This is a genomic window from Panacagrimonas perspica, assembly GCF_004364935.1.
In the GTDB taxonomy this organism is placed as follows: Bacteria; Pseudomonadota; Gammaproteobacteria; order Nevskiales; family Nevskiaceae; genus Panacagrimonas; species Panacagrimonas perspica.
In genome coordinates this window covers 1,877,519-1,893,614 of record NZ_SOBT01000008.1, presented here as the reverse complement: position 1 = coordinate 1,893,614, position 16,096 = coordinate 1,877,519, and the positions used below count along the sequence as shown (strand labels likewise).

At 67.8% G+C, this 16,096-nt stretch carries 13 protein-coding genes; 7 read left to right on the top strand and 6 right to left on the bottom strand.

Translation table 11 applies throughout. From position 1 onward, the window contains the following. Positions 1-9: 9 nt before the first annotated feature. Both recR and DFR24_RS08585 read left to right on the top strand, forming a co-directional pair. On the top strand, positions 10-609 hold the full coding sequence (gene recR / locus DFR24_RS08590; RefSeq protein WP_133880859.1) for a recombination mediator RecR: 600 nt from the start codon (positions 10-12) through the stop codon (positions 607-609). Continuing rightward, a complete protein-coding gene (locus DFR24_RS08585) occupies positions 609-1,058 on the top strand; it encodes a thioredoxin domain-containing protein (protein ID WP_133880858.1) in 450 nt (149 codons plus the stop codon). The genes recR and DFR24_RS08585 overlap by 1 nt, the downstream gene beginning before the upstream one ends. Before the next feature lie 76 nt (positions 1,059-1,134). On the opposite strand, the gene DFR24_RS08580 is transcribed toward DFR24_RS08585, so the two are convergent. The 3 genes from DFR24_RS08580 to DFR24_RS08570 all read right to left on the bottom strand — a co-directional run bounded on the left by DFR24_RS08580 (position 1,135) and on the right by DFR24_RS08570 (position 6,966). Further along, a complete protein-coding gene (locus tag DFR24_RS08580; RefSeq protein ID WP_210772280.1) occupies positions 1,135-1,479 on the bottom strand; it encodes a 4a-hydroxytetrahydrobiopterin dehydratase in 345 nt (114 codons plus the stop codon). Next, complete coding sequence (locus DFR24_RS08575) at positions 1,476-5,705, bottom strand: hypothetical protein (protein WP_133880857.1); 4,230 nt, start codon at positions 5,703-5,705, stop codon at positions 1,476-1,478. Before DFR24_RS08575 ends, DFR24_RS08580 begins: the two co-directional genes overlap by 4 nt. A 94-nt stretch (positions 5,706-5,799) precedes the next feature. Further along, positions 5,800-6,966 (bottom strand): trans-sulfuration enzyme family protein, encoded by a 1,167-nt coding sequence (locus tag DFR24_RS08570; RefSeq protein ID WP_133880856.1) that lies wholly within the window; start codon positions 6,964-6,966, stop codon positions 5,800-5,802. A gap of 263 nt (positions 6,967-7,229) precedes the next feature. Here DFR24_RS08570 and orn point away from each other — a divergent pair, with 263 nt between their 5' ends. The 5 genes from orn to DFR24_RS08545 all read left to right on the top strand — a co-directional run bounded on the left by orn (position 7,230) and on the right by DFR24_RS08545 (position 13,063). Continuing rightward, entirely contained in the window at positions 7,230-7,787 is a 558-nt protein-coding gene (gene orn, locus DFR24_RS08565) for an oligoribonuclease (protein WP_133880855.1), read from the top strand. A 190-nt stretch (positions 7,788-7,977) separates the two neighbouring features. After that, entirely contained in the window at positions 7,978-8,421 is a 444-nt protein-coding gene (locus DFR24_RS08560; protein WP_133880854.1) for an Hsp20/alpha crystallin family protein, read from the top strand. A gap of 122 nt (positions 8,422-8,543) precedes the next feature. Then, positions 8,544-9,458, top strand: coding sequence for a DnaJ C-terminal domain-containing protein (locus DFR24_RS08555; RefSeq protein WP_133880853.1), 915 nt, complete (start codon positions 8,544-8,546; stop codon positions 9,456-9,458). Positions 9,459-9,557: 99 nt separating this feature from the next. After that, complete coding sequence (locus DFR24_RS08550; protein ID WP_133880852.1) at positions 9,558-11,372, top strand: AMP-binding protein; 1,815 nt, start codon at positions 9,558-9,560, stop codon at positions 11,370-11,372. A 119-nt stretch (positions 11,373-11,491) separates the two neighbouring features. Further along, a complete protein-coding gene (locus DFR24_RS08545) occupies positions 11,492-13,063 on the top strand; it encodes a long-chain-fatty-acid--CoA ligase (protein WP_133880851.1) in 1,572 nt (523 codons plus the stop codon). 194 nt (positions 13,064-13,257) lie between these two features. Here DFR24_RS08545 and DFR24_RS08540 read toward each other — a convergent pair whose 3' ends face one another. The 3 genes from DFR24_RS08540 to DFR24_RS08530 all read right to left on the bottom strand — a co-directional run bounded on the left by DFR24_RS08540 (position 13,258) and on the right by DFR24_RS08530 (position 16,027). Then, positions 13,258-14,742, bottom strand: coding sequence for an amidase (locus DFR24_RS08540; RefSeq protein ID WP_133880850.1), 1,485 nt, complete (start codon positions 14,740-14,742; stop codon positions 13,258-13,260). A gap of 82 nt (positions 14,743-14,824) precedes the next feature. Next, positions 14,825-15,172 carry a DMT family protein gene (locus tag DFR24_RS08535; protein WP_133880849.1) on the bottom strand — a complete coding sequence of 116 codons (348 nt, stop codon included), beginning with the start codon at positions 15,170-15,172 and terminating at the stop codon, positions 14,825-14,827. A 144-nt stretch (positions 15,173-15,316) separates the two neighbouring features. Next, the gene (locus DFR24_RS08530) at positions 15,317-16,027 is read right to left on the bottom strand and encodes a Bax inhibitor-1 family protein (protein ID WP_133880848.1); all 711 of its coding nucleotides are present in this window, start codon (positions 16,025-16,027) and stop codon (positions 15,317-15,319) included. Positions 16,028-16,096: the final 69 nt, after the last annotated feature.

The window sequence follows — 16,096 nt, the reverse complement described above, 5'->3', positions numbered from 1 at the left end:
CGGTGTCGCATGAACAATTACTCACCTCGTCTGTCGCGCCTGATCGAGGCGCTGCGCAAGTTGCCCGGTGTCGGGCCGAAGTCCGCGCAGCGCATGGCCTTTCATCTGCTGGATCGCGACCGCGCCGCTGCCGAGAAGCTGGCCGCGGCGCTCGGCGATGCCCTCGGCGGCATCGGACGCTGCAAGACCTGCCGCATGTTCTGCGAGGACGAGGCCTGCCGCTACTGCACGCCGGCCCGTCGCGCCGGCGGTCAGCTCTGCGTGGTGGAGACGCCGGCCGATCTGATGGCGCTGGAGGCGGGCACGTCGTATCGCGGCCGCTACTTCGTGCTGATGGGACGGCTGTCGCCGCTCGATGGCATCGGCCCTGCGGAACTGGGGCTGTCCGTGCTGCAGGAAGTCCTTCTGGAAGGCGACGTGCAGGAGATGATCGTCGCCACCAATCCCACCGTCGAAGGCGAGGCCACGGCCTACTACCTGGCCGAGATGGCCAAGGCCGCGAAGGTGAAGGTGTCGCGCATCGCGCACGGCGTGCCGATGGGCGGGGAACTCGAGTACGTCGACGGCGGCACGCTGACGCACGCGCTGTCGGGGCGCACGCCGGCCTGATGAAGAGGCTTCGACTCAGGGCAGCGGGATGCGTCGCGATGCTGGCGTGGTGCCTGCTGTCGGGCGGTTGGGCGCAGGCCCAGAAGGGCGAGCCGCTGAGCAAGCCCTACGCGATCCTCGTGTACGCGGACTGGTGCTACAACTGCAAGCAGATCATTCCGCGCCTCGACCCGCTGATTCCGAAGTACGCGGACCGCATCGAGTTCGAGCGCTTCGACATGACCAACGACGAGCGCAAGGTCCACTCGCGCCAGCGCGCCCAGGATCTGGGCGTCGGCCCGATCTACTTCGCGAACAAGGGGACGGGCGTGCTGCTGCTGATCAATCGCCAGCGCGAGAAGGTCGGGGAATTGCGCTCCACGTCGAGTGACGAGCAGATGGTCGCGGCGCTCGATGCGCTGGCGGCGGGAAAGCCCGTGCCGGCCGCCGTGCCCGACACCGCCCCGTAGCCCGGACGAAGTCCGGGATCCCCCTCGCGGAACGAAGCGAACCCCGGACTTCGTCCGGGCTACGGGAGCGGCGACGTCACTCGTCTCTCAGCGCATCGATCTTCGCTGCACAGATGAAGTCGTTCTCGGTGAGTCCATCCACCGCATGCGTCCAGTACTCGACGGTGCAGCTCTTGTAGCCGAACGCGATATCCGGATGGTGATCCTCGCGGTGCGCGATGTAGGCCACGGCGTTCACGAAGGCGGTCGTGTGGTAGTAGTTCTTGAACGTGAAAGAGGCGCGCAGCGCCTTGCCCTCGTTGATCAGCTTCCACCGCGCGTTCACCCGCTTCATCAGCTTCGCCGTCGCGCTCGCATCCAGCGGCGGCACGCCGCCTTCGCAGGGAATGCAGCGGCGATCGGTCAGCGCCTTCTTCGTCACGAGGCGGGTCCTCCACCCGGAGCGATCGTGGACTCGGCAGGCTGGGCGACCGGCACGACGACGACCGGCTTCTTGCGCCACAGCCCGCCCGACGAGTACTGGTCCCAGCCCCAGCGCAGCCAGTTCAGCAGGCTGTTGGCGAGCCACAGCGCCCAGATCAGCATCAGGCCGCGATAGAACCAGATCGAGATCGACAGCACCCAGGCGCCGGGCATGGCGGTGTCGAAGCGGTCCTGATACCAGCGCAGGTCCTGCGCGCTCGATCCGTTGCCGGCGATCTGCATGTCCGGCGTGCCGAGCAGGCCCTGCGCAACGGCGCCGGCCAGCGTCGACAGCGCAATCAGCGTCCAGAGGGCGAGCACGACCTGCATGAAGTTGAAGCGCCCGGCACTCCAGCTCTCGGGGACGCGCGGACGCAGCGCCAGCGCGAACAGCCAGCCGGCGACCACGGCGGCGCCGAGGATGTTGATCTGCGACAGGCCGATCATCAGCAGGGCCCACTGCAGGCCCTTGAGCGGCGTCAGGCCGACCTTGCCCAGCGCCACCGCCACGACCAGCATCACCGCGAGCACGCCCCAGAACAGCACGGCGGGCCCCAGTGCGGGACCGCCGACGAGCAGCACCCACTGGTCGCCGGGCAGCTGCACGTTGATGCGCGCGTTCACGCCGGGCGTTCCCGGTTCGAGCGCAGCCGTCGACGTGAACGTCTTCAGTCCTTCGTCGGCGCGCAGGCTCAGCGAGATGGCCTGCGCGCCCGGACGCAGCGGCAGGATCACGCGGTCGCCTTCGAGCCGCGCCGGCTGCGCCTGGCCGTCGATCTCGAGTCCCTGCAGGCTCAACCCGGCCGGCAGCTTGATGACGTGCTGGCCGCCCTGGCTCGCCCGCATCGACAGCGCGAACGTGTAGTCGGTGGCGCGTGCACCCGGCTGCACCGTGAGCGTCGCCGAGTCCAGCGTCATCACTTGTCCCTGCACGGCGGCGGGACGCACGACGTGCGCGCCGACTTCCTCGCCCGGCCAGGGCCGGAACGTGGCGAGGCGCCAGTCGCCTTCCTGGTTGCTGACGGCGGCGAGGCCGTCGAAGTCGACGTGCCACAGCGGGCTCACGTCGAAGCGCCAGGTCTCGACCAGGTCGGTTGCGTCGCTGGCCTTGAGCTTGAGGTCGGAGACGATCGCCAGGCGCGAGGACCACGACACCTGCGTCTGTCCCGGCGCGAAGCTCGCCTGGATCTTGCCGCCGACGACACGCACCGATTCGCCGGTGACGGTCTCGCCTGGCAGCGCCGGCAAGTTGACGATCGACGCGCCCTGCGCATTGCCGAAGCGCGACAGCGTGGACTCCGCGCCCCAGACCAGCCCGAGCTGCAGCGTGCGCGTCAGCCGCAACAGCGGCGGCAGTTGCTGCGTTCCGCCGTCGGCGGGAACGGCGCCCGCCGTCTCTTCCTCGCGACGTTCGCGGATCAGGTCGACGACGCTGCCGGGACGGCCCTGCGCATCGATGCCGGTCACCAGCCAGCCCGGCGCCTCGACGCTGGCCTGCTTGGGCGCGAGCGAGGTCGGCAACTGCAGCTGGCCGAAACCGGTCAGATCGCCGCTGACGACGATCGAATGACGGCCCTGCGGGACGCGCAGCCACAGCACGCCGGCGCTGTCACGCAGCAGGTCGGCGTTGCGCTCGTCGAGCAGCACCGACTGCGGCTGCCAGACGCGGCTCTGGCCGGCCGCAAGCGGCGGCACCGGCAACGGCAGCGCGGTATCCACCGCGGCCTCGGCGACCAGCCGCACGACCAGGCGCTCGCCGGCGGCGACGGCCACCTGCATGCGCGACCAGCTCGCGCAGCTCGGCAGGCAGTCGGGCGGCGCGGTGAGGCGGTTGCGCAGCTCGTCGAGCACCGGCGGCGTGGGTGGCAGCGGCGGCATCATCGGGCTGGGCGCGATGTTGTCCTGCGCCGGGGCCGGCGTCGGCATCAGAAGCCCGGTCCCGCCAGCGGCGGCGATCGCGAACAGCATCGCGGCGCGGGTTGCGGCGCGCCCCGGCAGCCGCGGCAGGCGCGGCGTGATCTGCAGCCAGCGCAGTGCGAGCAGGGCGATCAGCGCGATCGACAGCCAGCCGAACGTGCGTGTCAGGAACGGCGGCATCAGCCACAGGCGGAACGTCTGGTCCGCCGTCACCGGGCCCGACCAGCTCAACGTCGCCTGGCGCCAGGTCCAGCCCGGCAGGCCGGGACCGGTCTGCGTCAGCACGTTCGGATCGAGCTTCTGGATCGAGGCCTGCGACACGTTGTAGACCGCGTTGGCGGACTTGGACATCAGCGCCTTGCCGGCCGCGCGCGCGGAGTATTCGGGCTCGGGCGGAGGCGCTTCCATCATCGGTGCCGCCGCCGGCATCGCCTGCTCGGCGACCGCGTACGCCTCCTGCATGTCCTGGCTCGCCTCCTGGTTGGCCATGCCACCCGCGCCGACGTTGTTGTAGGCGTCGTAGCTGGCGAAGCCGTATTCGTTCTCCAGCTGCGGATACAGGCTGATGCGCGCCTGCTGCACCGCGAACGGCAGCGCGATCAGCGCCAGGATGCCGGCCGCGATCCACTGGTAGCCGAACAGCAGCTTGCGCAGGCGGCCGGTGCCGTCGAACGAGGCGGGCAGCGCACGCAGCAGCGCGATGGCGGCGACCAGGTTCAGCCAGGCCCAGCGCGGCGCGCCGGGCTCGTGCCAGGTCAGCGCGAGCGTGAGCAGGGTCAGCGCCGCGGTGGTGCGGCCGAACAGGCGCAGCGCGGCGATCGATGCGATCAGCACCAGGAACAGATCGAGCAAGCTCCAGCGCGACAGCCAGGTGTCCGGCACGTTGTCGACGCCGGGCGCGGCGATCAGCCGCCACGCCGGCGGCAGGTGCAGCGTGGTCTGGATGCCTTGCAGGTCGGTGTTCCAGCCGCCGGCTGGAATCGTGCGGGCGCCGTCCTCGATGCGGCTGTCGGCGCTCAGGTTCAGCGCGCCGTGGCGCACTTCCACGCCGGTGCCTTCACCGTGCTTGGTGATCAGCTGCGGCTCGTTGTCGACCTGTACGCGGCCGAGCGAGATCGGGTTCTGCGCCTCGAGGCGCCAGGTACGCGCCAGGCGCCCGCTGAGCTGGTCCTGCACCGTGAAGCCGTCGCCGTCGAAATCCAGCCAGAGCTGGCGATTGAGCTGCAGCTCGTCGGGCGTCAGGTCCGGGCTGCCGCGCTGCGTCTCGGTGAGCTTGAGCGTGCCGGCCGGTTCCACGAGGAACGCCGGCAGGCCCTGCCATTCGGCGGGAACGCCGACCTGGCGCGGATCCGTCGGCGCCACACCCGAGGGTTCGATGACGCGCAACTCGTGATGCGCTTGCAGCGACCAGATCTCCTGCTCGGCCCACTGTTCGTGTGCGGGCGCCGCGGTGAGTTGCGTCACCGGCGCGGTCGAGCGCGCGACGACGGTCAGCCGCCACAGGCCGGGCCTGAGCTGCACGCGCAGGCGGCCGTCGTCTTCCAGGCGCGCCGGCAGATCGCCGGCGATCGACAGCGGGACCAGGCCCGGCAGCATCACCGGCCCGATGGTTTCCTCGCGCACGTCGCCGCCCACGTCGATCTCGATCTGCGTGGTGACCGTGAGCGGGATGTCGTCGTCGATCAGGCGGAACACGCGCAGGTTGAGGCGCTCGGCCTGGGCATCGGCGGTGGCCGCGCGACGGCCGAGCCAGAGCTGCTGCTGCTCGTCGCGCTGCGGATGCGACAGCGCACGGCCGTTGAGCTTCAGGTCCACCAGGCCGCTATCCGGCGGCACGCGCAGCGACTCGGGCAGCGCGGCCCAGCTGAAGCGGCCCTGCACCTGGTGCTGGCCGGGCTCCAGCCACAGCGCGGGAAAGCCCTGGCGATCCAGCACGGCGGCGCTGCGGCCGTCGACGCTGACGTCCTGCGGCCAGCGCGGACCGTCGCCGGGCAGGCTCACCCAGCCGGGCGCGAGCGTGGTGGCGCGCATCTCGAACTTGCCGCCTTCGGCCGTCAGGTCCAGCGCGAGCTGCGAGGGCCACAGACACAGGCGCTGTCCGCCGTTGTCGTGGACCGGCGGGCAGAAGCGCGCCTCCTGGCCCTGCAGCACCCAGGGAATCCAGGGCTTGAGCGGCTCCGGGACGTCGCGGCTGGGCAGCGGGCCGGCAACGGCCATCGCCGAGACGAGCGTGGCGGCCAGGGCAAGGGCGAGAAGACGGACGTTCATGCGGGACATCCTCGAAGGAAATTCGGCGGCTTCGGTATGAGAACGGACGGAGGCCTGAAAAGGGGTCACGCCCGGTGAACGATTTATATCTGCTTCAGACCTGCGCCAGCGCATGGTCGAGGTCGGCACGCAGATCGTCCACGTCCTCGATGCCCACCGACAGCCGGCACAGGTTGTCGGTGATGCCCACCTTGGCACGCTCGGCGGCCGGGATGCTGGCGTGGGTCATGATCGCTGGGTGCTCGATCAGGCTCTCGACGCCGCCGAGCGACTCGGCCAGCGCGAACAGCTCGGTGGCTTCCAGGAAGCGGCGGCTGCCGGCGAGATCGGCCTTCAGCTCGATGGTGACCATGCCGCCGAAACCCTGCGGCATCTGCGCGAGGGCCAGTGCGTGCTGGGGATGCGAGGCCAGGCCGGGGTAATGCACGCGATCGACCTTCGGGTGCCGCTCCAGCCAGCCGGCGAGTTCGAGCGCGCTGTCGCAGTGCCGGCGCATCCGCAGCGCCAAGGTCTTCACGCCGCGCAGCGCCAGGTACGCGTCGAACGGCCCGGCGACGCTGCCGACGGCGTTCTGCAGGAAGCGCATGCGGTCGGCCACTTCCTTGTTGTCGCCAGCAACGACGACGCCCCCGACCATGTCCGAATGCCCGTTGAGGTATTTCGTGGCCGAGTGCATCACCAGGTCGAAGCCGTGCTCGATCGGCCGCTGCAGGAAAGGACTGGCGAAGGTGTTGTCGGCCACGCACAGCAGGCCGTGCGCGTGCGCCAGCGCGGCGATCGCCGAGAGATCGGCCAGTCGCAGCATCGGGTTGGTCGGCGTCTCCACCCAGACCAGCCGCGTGTTCGGGCGGATCGCCCGCACGAGGTTCTGCGGATCGCGCAGGTCGACGTAGCTGAAGGTGTGTCCCGCAGTGCGCGCGCGCACCTTCTCGAACAGGCGATAGCTGCCGCCGTAGATGTCTTCGCTGGCGATCACGTGGCTGCCCGCATCGAGCAGTTCGAGCACGGTGGACGAAGCCGCCATGCCCGACGCGAAGGCCCAGGCGCGCGTGCCGGATTCGAGTGCGGCGACACAGCGTTCCCACGCGAAGCGCGTCGGATTGTGCGAGCGCGAATACTCGAAGCCCTTGTGCACGCCGGGCGAGTCCTGCACGTACGTGGAGGACTGCGAGATCGGCGGCATCACGGCGCCGGTCACCGGATCCGGCGCCTGGCCGGCGTGGATGCAGAGCGTGGAGAAGTGCGGTTTGGGCTTGGTCATCGCGCGGTATGGATTCTTCAACGAAGCCGAAAGACTGGGTACCTGGGAAGCCTTCAACGCAGAGGCGCAAAGATCGCAAAGACAGAAATATCGAACAGGTTTTTCCTTTGCGATCTTTGCGCCTCTGCGTTGAAAGCTTCCCGAATCGGGACGCCGATCCCTTGTAGGGCGCGCGCCCGCTTTCGTCGGCACGAGCTTATCCGCTTCGCTCTGAAGGGCGACGTGTTTACGATGCGCCTCCTTTGCCTTCCGAATCAGTCGCCATGGCCGTACATGAAGACAATCTCATCTGGATCGATCTGGAGATGACGGGCCTGGTGCCCGAGCGCCACCGGATCATCGAGATCGCGACGCTGGTCACCGACTCGCAACTGAACCTGCTGGCCGAAGGGCCGATGCTCGCGATCCACCAGTCCGATGCCGAGCTTGCCGCGATGGACGAATGGAACACGCGCCAGCACGGCGGCTCGGGACTCACGCAGCGCGTGCGCGACAGCAAGCTCGACGAGCGCGAGGCGCAGGCGCGCACGATCGCGTTCCTGTCGAAATGGGTGCCGCCGGGCAAGTCGCCGATCTGCGGAAACTCGATCTGCCAGGACCGCCGTTTTCTCGCGCGCTGGATGCCCGAGCTCGAACGCTTCTTCCATTACCGCAATCTCGACGTCTCGACGCTCAAGGAGTTGTGCAGGCGCTGGACGCCGGAGATCGCCAAGGGCTACACGAAGAACTCCACGCACCTGGCACTCGACGATATCCGCGACTCGGTGGCCGAGCTCAAGTACTACCGCGAACACTTCATAAAAATTTCGCCCACAACGTAGCCTCCGTAGCCCGGGTGAAACCCGGGGCTTCTCTCCGTTATCGAGGGGAATCCCGGGTTTCACCCGGGCTACGGTGTCGGTGGCGAATCGATGAGAAACGTCGATCGCGAACTCTTGAAAGAGAGCTCGATAACCCTAGTTTTCAGTCATGCGGCAACGGGCCGCGGAACTTGAAAACCAGGAGACAGACATGATTGTTCGTTATCAGCAGCCGTGGGCGTTGCATCGGGAATTGCTTCGCGAAGTGAACCGCGTGTTCGACCGCACGGGTGCCGACGACGACGCCTCGACCGGCGCCACGGCGCAGTGGTCGCCGGCCGTCGACATCGACGAGTACAGCGATCGTTTCGTGCTGCGGGCGGACGTGCCCGGCATCGATCCGGCGAGCGTCGAGGTCACGCTGGACAAGGGTGTGCTGACCTTGTCGGGGGCACGCGAGCAGGCCGTCGTCGAGGCCAACGCGCCGGAGCATCGCCGCGTCGAACGCGCCAACGGGCGCTTCCATCGCCGCTTCACGTTGCCGGACACCGTAGATTCCGATTCGGTCAGCGCCAGCGGTAAGCACGGCGTGCTCGAAGTGGTCATTCCCAAGCGCCCTCAGGTCCAGCCGCGCCGCATCGCCGTGACGCACTGACGCGCCGCGCGTACGCCGGAGAGCGGTGCGGTTCCGGCCCGTCGCGCTGCTTCGCCGGCGGCAAAGCAGGTAGTCTGGCGGGGCGCGTAGAGCGCCCCGCTTTTTTCGTTTTGATGACCTCCATGGAATACAAGGATTACTACAAGATTCTGGGTGTGAGCCGCTCGGCGTCCGCCGACGAGATCAAGAAGGCCTACCGCAAGCTCGCGCGCGAATTCCACCCGGACAAGAACAAGGCCAAGGGCGCCGAAGAGAAGTTCAAGGAAGCCAACGAGGCCAACGAGGTCCTGTCGGACCCCGAGAAGCGCAAGGCCTACGACACGCTGGGCGCCAACTGGAAGAACGGCTCGGGCTTCACGCCGCCGCCGGGATGGAACCATCGCGGCTTCGGCGGCCCGGGCGGGCCGGGAGGCCCCGGCGGCGCGGGCTTCTCCGACTTCTTCTCGACATTGTTCGGCGCTGGTGGCGCGGGCATGGGCGGTGGCGGGCGGGGCGGGTTCCAGTTCGAGGACGACGACGACCGCTTCCAGCAGCGCCCGGCCCCTGCGCGCGCGAAGATCGAGATCACGCTCGAGGATTCCTTCAACGGCGGCACGCGCCAGGTGAGCCTGGCCGACGGCCGCACGCTGAACGTCAAGGTGCCCAAGGGCATCGTCTCCGGCCAGTCGATCCGGCTGGCCGAGCAGGGGCCGCGCGGGTCCGACCTGATGCTCGAGATCGATTTCGCCGAGCACCCGCAGTTCAAGGCCGAGGGCAAGGACATCAAGGTCACCGTCAACCTGGCGCCGTGGGAAGCGGCGCTCGGCGCCAAGGTTCCGGTGCCGACCCTGGGCGGAGTGGTGGAGCTCAACGTGCCGGCCGGAACGCAGTCCGGCAAGAAGCTGCGGCTCAAGGGCCGCGGCCTGCCGGGTGCCACGCCTGGCGACCAGACGGTGAGCCTGCGCATCGTCACGCCGGTTCCGCGCGACGACACCGAGCGCGGTGCCTACGAGGCGCTGGCCCGGCTGTTCGAGGGTTTCGATCCCCGCGCGAGCTGATCCGCCGACCCCGATCCTTCGACGCCGGCGGAAGCGAAGCTTCGATTCGACCGGTGAACGCTCGTCCTTTTTAGAGCGCTGCTGCATGCTGACGGCCACATGGCGCAGACTTCCAACGAACCGCTGACCCCGCGCGAATCGCGCGTCCTCGAATTGCTGCGCTCCGGCCTGTCGAACAAGCAGATCGCGCGTGCCATCGCGATCTCCGAGCAGACGGTCAAGTACCACCTCAAGAACATCTACGGGAAGCTCGGCGCCGTCGGCCGGACGCACGCGGTCGCGCTGTCCGGCGAATGGCGGCCCGAGACGGCGCCCGCCCCGGCGCCGCGAGTCGAGGAGCAGCGCGCGCGCATCGAGATCGCGCAATCGCCGCTGTCCTTCGCACGCCGCACGCGCCGGATCCATGCGCAGCGCGAGGCGGTCGTGGATGGTGATCGCCGGTTCACCTACGCGCAGTTCTTCGACCGCTGCGATAGGGCCTCGGCGGCCTGGGCGGCGCTGGGCGTCACGCGGGGCGATCGCATCGCGACGGTCGCGCCCAGCACGCATGCGCACATCGAGCAGTTCTTCGCCGTGCCGCAGATCGGCGCCGTGATCGTGCCGATCCACGCGGGTCTCACCGCGGACGATTTCGCATCGCTGATCCGTCATTGCGGCGCCGTGATCGTGTGCGTGAGCCGCGAGTACGTCGAACTGGTGGAGAGCGTTCGCGGCCAGCTCGGCGACGTGCAGCACTTCGTCGCATTCGACGAGGCGCCCCCGGCGGGATGGCTCGACTACGAAACCCTGCTGCAGCAGAACGACGGCACGGTGCCGGCGGTCGAGATCGGCGAGAACGACCTGATCTCGATCAACTACACCAGCGGTACGACGGTGCAGCCGCGTGGCGCGATGCTCACGCACCGCAACATCTGGCTGAACAGCGTCGGCAGCCTGCTGCACTGGCCGATGAGCGCCGAAGACCGCTACCTCTGGCTGATGTCGCTGTTCCACGCCAACGGCTGGGGCTTCGTCTGGACCGTGACCGCAGCAGGTGCAACGCACGTCTGCACGCGCCACACCAGTACCGCCCACCTGTGCGACCTGACGCGCCGCGAGCACGTCACGATGATGTGCGCGGGCAAGACCGCGCTGATCGCGATGGCCAACGTGCCGGAGTCGCGGCGCCGGCAGTTGCCGAAGAACGTGCGCGTGCTCACTGCCGGCGCATCGCCCAACGCGGCCACCATCGAGCGCATCGAACACCGGCTCGGCTGGGAAGTGACGCACGCCTACGGGCTGACCGAGACCTCTCCCTTCATCGCGGTCCGCGAACTGTCGCCCGCCGACGTGAACCTGCCGCTGGCGCAGCGCGCGCACGTGAAGCTGCGCCAGGGCACCGAACTGATCACGTCCGGCGAGATCCGCGTGATGGACGAGGAAGGCCAGGAAGTGCCGTGGGACGGCGCGACACTGGGCGAGATCGTCGTACGCGGCGGCATCGTCATGCAGGGTTACTACCGCGAGCCCGAGGCCAGCGCCCGCGCCTTCGCCGGCGGCTGGTTCCACACCGGTGACGCGGCCGTCATGCATCCGGACGGCACCGTCGAGATCCGCGACCGGTTCAAGGACATCATCATCAGCGGCGACGAGCTGATCTCCACGATCGAGGTGGAGGAAGCGTTGTCGCGACATCCGGCCGTGCGCGAGGCCGCCGTGGTGGGCATGCCGCACGCGCAGCTCGGCGAGTCCGCGCACGCCTTCCTGGTGTCGCAGGAAGAGGGCGGCGCGCAGCCCGGCGAGGACGAGATGCGCAGCTTCGCGCGCGAGCAGCTCGCACCGTTCAAGGTGCCCAGCACCTTCACCTGGGTCGCCAATCTGCCGCGTACGCCGACCGGCAAGGTGCGCAAGCACCTGCTGCGCGGTACCGAGTGAGCGCACAGAAAAAAAATCCTGCTCGTCCGAGTAGTTGATAAGCCTGAGCCCCGTCTCTAGGCTGACCTGAGCCGTCGGTCGAAGACGGACGAACATGAAATCGCGGAGGAGACCGCAAGATGGAAACGATCCTGAGCCCGCTGGACTTCTTCCGCCGTGCCCGCAAGCTGCATCCGCAGCGCGAGGCGGTGGTCGACGGCGCGCTGCGCCTGACCTACACGCAGTTCGGTGACCGTTGCGACCGCTGGTCGTCGGCGCTGGCCAAGCTGGGCGTGAAGCCGGGCGATCGTGTGGGCACGATCGCGCCGAACACGCACGAACATCTCGAGCAGTACTACGCGGTGCCGCAGCTCGGCGCCGTGCTGGTGCCGATGAACTACCGCCTGACGGCGGACGACTTCATCTATCTCGCCAGCCATAGCGGCTGCAAGGTGCTGTGCGTACACCCGGACTATTTCGGGCTGGTCGACAGCGTGCGCAGCCAGATGAAGACGGTCGAGCACTTCGTCGGCATCGGCGGCAAGAAGGAAGGCTGGCTGGATTACGAGGCGCTTCTGGCGGCCGCCTCACCGGATTTCCCGAAGCACGAGCTGGCCGAAACCGACCTGCTGACGATCAACTACACCAGCGGCACGACGTCGCGTCCCAAGGGCGTGATGATCACGCACCGCAATGCCTGGACCAATTCGGTCGGCGTGCTGGTGCACTGGAACATGGTGCCGTCGGACCGTTACCTGTGGACGCTGCCGATGTTCCACGCCAATGGCTGGACGTTCACGTGGACGATCACCGCCGTTGGCGCCACGCACGTCTGCCTGCCCAAGGTCGAGGCGGCGCTGATCTACGAGGCGATCAACAAGGAGCAGGTGACGCATCTGTGCGCCGCTCCCACGGTGCTGATCGCCATCGCCAACGGCCCCGAGGAGAAGCGCAAGGCCGTGCGCCGCGGTGTGAAGGTGTTCACCGCCGGTGCACCGCCGGCCGCCGCCACCATCGAGCGCATGGAAGGCGAGCTGGGCTGGGACATCACGCAGGTCTACGGCCTGACGGAGACCGCGCCGTTCATCTCGATCTGCGAGCCGCTGTCGGCTCACGCCGAGCTGAGCGCTGGCGAGCGCGCGAAGATCAAGTCGCGCCAGGGCGTGGAGCTGATCACCTCGGGCGAGCTCGACGTCGTCGACGAAGAGATGAAGCCGGTGCCGCACGACGGCGCGACGCTCGGCGAGATCGTGGCGCGCGGCAACGTCGTCATGAAGGGTTACTACAACGATCCCGAGGCGACGGCCAAAGCCTTCGCCGGCGGCTGGTTCCATTCCGGCGACGCGGCCATCGTCTATCCCGACGGCTACATCGAGATTCGCGACCGCTTCAAGGACGTGATCATCTCGGGAGGCGAGAACATCTCGTCGATCGAGGTCGAGGGCGCGCTGCTGCGCCATCCGGCCGTGCTCGAGGTCGCCGTGGTGGGCATGCCGCACGAGAAGTGGGGCGAGTCGCCGAACGCGTTCATCGTGGCGCATGCGGGCAAGACCGCCACGCCGGAGGAACTCAAGGCGTTCTGCCGCGAGAACCTCGCGCACTTCAAGGTGCCGACTGCGTTCCACTTCGTGAACGAGCTGCCCAAGACGGCCACCGGCAAGATCCAGAAGTTCGTGCTGCGCGGCAGCCGCGCGGGGATCACGGCGCAGTAGCCTTTTCGTAGCCCGGACGAAGTCCGGGGTTGCGGGTCGGTCTGCGAGAGAAACCCCGGGCTTCGCCCGGGCTACGCTGGCTCGCGCACTTCAAGGTGCCGGCCGCGTTCCCCCATCGTCTCCGTAGCCCGGACGCAGTCCGGGGTTCCTGCTCGATCAAAAGAGAAAAGCCCCGGACTCCGTCCGGGCTACTGTCAGAGGGGCGCCAGCTTTCCGAACCACGGCTGCGCCTGTTCGAGCTGCGCGGAGAGCTGCAGCAGTCGCGCGTCTTCCCCGAACCGCGCCGTGAACATCATCCCGACCGGCAGGCCGTCCGCGCTCCAGTGCAGCGGCAGCGAGATCGATGGCTGGCCGGTGGCATTGAACACCGGCGTGTTGGGAATCCAGTCGAAGGTCTTCTCGGCGAACTGGGCCAGCAGTGGGCCGGACTTCAGGAGCCCCGCGATCGGCAGGTTGTTGACCAGTGCGAGCTGGGCCGCCTCAGCGCGCGTCGCCTGCAGGCTGCCGATCGGAAACGGCGGGCGACCGAGCGTCGGCGTCAGCAGAACGTCGTAGTCGGCAAACCAGTGCCCGATCATCCGCGTCAGGCGTCCGAAATACTGACGTGCGAGCGAGACGGATTCGGCGTTGATGACGCGCCCGATGCGGGCGAGGGCGAGCGTCGCCGGTTCGAACTTCCTGGGATCGAGCACGCGCTTCAGATCCCTCGATGCCGATGTCAGCGTGGACGCGGTCTCGCCGGCGAGCATCGTGGCGAAGGCTTGCAGGAACTCGTCACGCGACACCTGTGGCGCGGCTTCCACGACGTCATGCCCGAGCGATTGGAGCAAGGACACGGTGCGCATCAGTCCGGCGATGCATTCCGCATCCATCGTGCGGCCGGCCAGCGGCTTGGCGGTGAACGCGATGCGCAGGCGTTTCGGGGGCGGCATCCGGAGTGCTTCGAGATAGCTGGCGTCCGGCGTCGTGAAGTAGGGGCATCCGGCGTCGGGGCCCGCCGTGGCGTCGAGCGCCGCGGCGGTATCACGGACGCTGCGCGACAACACGTGCTCGGTCGCAAAACCCCACCAGGATTCTCCGCGATGCGGGCCGAACGGGATCAGGCCTCTCGAGGGCTTGAGGCCGACCAGGCCGTTGCACGAGGCCGGGATGCGAATCGAGCCGCCGCCGTCGCCGCCATTGGCCATCGGCACGATGCCGGCGGCGATGGCGGCACCGGCGCCGCCGCTGGATCCACCGGGCGTGCGGCCGAGGTTCCAGGGATTGCGCGCGGGTCCGAACAGCCGCGACTCGGTGAACGGCGTCAGCCCGAATTCCGGCGTGTTGGTCTTGCCGAAGATGACCAGGCCCGCTGCCTTGTAGCGGCGTACCAGTTCGGAGTCGTGCGCCGGGACGTAGTCGGCAAGAAATCGGCTGCCGCTGCTGGTCGGTTCTCCGGCGTAGTCGGACGAAAGATCCTTCAGCAGGAACGGCACGCCTGCGAAGAGCCCCTGTGGACCCTCGGCGATCTGCCGGCGTCCGCGCTCGTCGAAGCGGCGCACGAGGGCGTTGATCTTCGGATTGATGGCCTCGGCCCGCGCGATGGCGATGTCGAGGAGTTCGCCGGCAGTGACGTCCTTGCGTGCTACGAGGGCAGCCAGCCCCAGGGCATCGAGCTGCCGGTATTCGTCGAAGGTCATTCGGTTTGCGTGCGTTGGAGGATCGGGGAGCCTAGCCGCTGAGACCGTCCCGCGATAAGGGAAAATCCAGCCCTGCAGATCCTCAGGAGCGGAAGATGAAGTACACCGCCCCGACCATGCACAACGCAGCCCACAGGTAGTCGAGCTTGAGTGGCTCCTTCATGTACAGCAGCACGAAGGGCACGAAGACCGCGAGCGTGATGACCTCCTGCAGGATCTTGAGCTGCGGCAGCGAGAGCGTCGTGTAGCCGATGCGGTTGGCCGGAACCTGCAGCAGGTATTCGAACAGCGCGATGCCCCAGCTGATCAGCGCCGCGATGATCCAGGGCTTGCCCTTCAGTTCCTTCAGGTGGGCATACCAGGCCACCGTCATGAAGACGTTGGACAGGATCAGCAGGCCGGTGGTCTGGCCGAGCACGCTCCAGTTCATGCGGGTTCTCTTCGGGCGATCGCGAAGACCGGATTATCGACGCGCCGCGTGGCGGATGCTGTCCTTGTCGACCGATTGGCCCCACATACGACGAGGCCCCGCAGTGCGGGGCCTCGTGTGAAGCGACTGCGTGTCAGCGAAGGATCATTCTTCGCCCTGCGCGAATCCGAGCAGGTGCAGCAGGCTGGTGAACAGGTTGTAGATCGAGACGTACAGGCCGATGGTGGCGAGCACGTAGTTGGTCTCGTTGCCATTCACGATGTCGCCGGTCTGCCAGAGGATCATGCCGACCATCAGCAGGGCGAACATCGCCGAGATGCCCAGAGCCAGCGGCTGGAAGTAAAAGCCGAACATCGAAGCCACGAGCAGGCCGATGCTGAGCACGAACGCCAGCATCACGCCGCTGACCAGGAAGCCACGCATGAAGCTGAAGTCCTTGCGGGTCTTCACCGCGTAGGCCGACAGGCCCACGAAGATGGCGCCGGTGAGACCGAAGGCCAGCATCACGATCTGCCCGCCATTGGCGTAACGACCGATGTAGCTGTTGATCACCGGTCCCAGACCGAAGCCCAGCAGGCCGGTCACCGCGAACACGACCCAGATGCCGGCTTCGGAGTTGGCGGTACGGGGCACGACGAACCAGAGCATGCCGATCGAGATCACCGAGCAGATCATGCTGATGCCCAAGGGCACGTTCAGCGCCATCGACACGCCCGCCATCAGCGCGCTGAACAGCAGCGTTGCCGACAGCAGCATGTAGGTCTGCCTCAGGACCTTGGCGCTGCCTTCGAGCGCACCGTGCTCGAATGTTCGGCCGCCGTGGACGACGGCCGCCGGATACTGGCGCTGGTTCATAGAGTTCTCCAATTGATTGTTGAGTCTTCGATAGTACGGAAACGCACCATCACCTGCCTAATGGAGACG

What these genes read in the sequence shown, in the direction of transcription:
- recR (WP_133880859.1), top strand. Translation starts at nt 10, where the DNA reads ATGAACAATTACTCACCTCGTCTGTCGCGCCTGATCGAGGCGCTGCGC.
- DFR24_RS08585 (WP_133880858.1), top strand. Translation starts at nt 609, where the DNA reads ATGAAGAGGCTTCGACTCAGGGCAGCGGGATGCGTCGCGATGCTGGCG.
- DFR24_RS08575 (WP_133880857.1), bottom strand. Translation starts at nt 5,705, where the DNA reads ATGAACGTCCGTCTTCTCGCCCTTGCCCTGGCCGCCACGCTCGTCTCG.
- DFR24_RS08570 (WP_133880856.1), bottom strand. Translation starts at nt 6,966, where the DNA reads ATGACCAAGCCCAAACCGCACTTCTCCACGCTCTGCATCCACGCCGGC.
- orn (WP_133880855.1), top strand. Translation starts at nt 7,230, where the DNA reads ATGGCCGTACATGAAGACAATCTCATCTGGATCGATCTGGAGATGACG.
- DFR24_RS08560 (WP_133880854.1), top strand. Translation starts at nt 7,978, where the DNA reads ATGATTGTTCGTTATCAGCAGCCGTGGGCGTTGCATCGGGAATTGCTT.
- DFR24_RS08555 (WP_133880853.1), top strand. Translation starts at nt 8,544, where the DNA reads ATGGAATACAAGGATTACTACAAGATTCTGGGTGTGAGCCGCTCGGCG.
- DFR24_RS08550 (WP_133880852.1), top strand. Translation starts at nt 9,558, where the DNA reads ATGGCGCAGACTTCCAACGAACCGCTGACCCCGCGCGAATCGCGCGTC.
- DFR24_RS08545 (WP_133880851.1), top strand. Translation starts at nt 11,492, where the DNA reads ATGGAAACGATCCTGAGCCCGCTGGACTTCTTCCGCCGTGCCCGCAAG.
- DFR24_RS08540 (WP_133880850.1), bottom strand. Translation starts at nt 14,742, where the DNA reads ATGACCTTCGACGAATACCGGCAGCTCGATGCCCTGGGGCTGGCTGCC.
- DFR24_RS08535 (WP_133880849.1), bottom strand. Translation starts at nt 15,172, where the DNA reads ATGAACTGGAGCGTGCTCGGCCAGACCACCGGCCTGCTGATCCTGTCC.
- DFR24_RS08530 (WP_133880848.1), bottom strand. Translation starts at nt 16,027, where the DNA reads ATGAACCAGCGCCAGTATCCGGCGGCCGTCGTCCACGGCGGCCGAACA.